Here is a 514-nt window from a genome sequence, read left to right as displayed (position 1 = left end):
ACGTTCTGCAGGCTCATCCTCACCGTCGTCTTCCTCGTGCTCTTCTGCGGGCGCGTGAACCGATACGTGGCCCTCGCGTGCTACGCGACCGCCGCGGTGACCGACTTCCTCGACGGGCAGATCGCCCGCAGGACCCAGACCGTGAGCTGGCTCGGCAAGATCATGGACCCGATCATGGACCGTGTCCTTTTGTTCACCGGTGTCCTCGGCCTCCTCGTCGTGGGGGAGCTTCCCTTCTGGGTCCCGATCTTCGTCATCGGGCGCGACGTCTACCTCGCCATCGGCGGCGCGATCCTCACCAGGTACCGCACTCGCCCGCTCGACGTCGTCTTCATCGGCAAGGTGACGACCGCGCTGCTCATGTCCGGATTCTCGCTTTGCCTGCTCGGCCTGCCGGTCCTCGGCGGCCTCGGCCTGGTTGACGTCCCGTGGCTCCCGGGCGTGAACGCGGAACCCGCTTGCCTGGGGATCTTCCTGGTCTACGCCGGCATCGTGTGCTCGGCCATCACCGCGG

The 514-nt window shown here is 66.9% G+C and carries 1 protein-coding gene; it reads left to right on the top strand.

Annotated elements, in window-relative coordinates; all coding sequences use genetic code 11:
• A partial coding sequence (locus ACT84W_RS09295) for a CDP-alcohol phosphatidyltransferase family protein (RefSeq protein ID WP_444328997.1) occupies positions 1–514 on the top strand: 514 nt, incomplete at both ends.

It is taken from the genome of Paratractidigestivibacter sp., from assembly GCF_052362415.1.
Lineage (GTDB): Bacteria > Actinomycetota > Coriobacteriia > Coriobacteriales > Atopobiaceae > Paratractidigestivibacter.
This window is presented reverse-complemented; position numbering and strand designations above follow the sequence as displayed.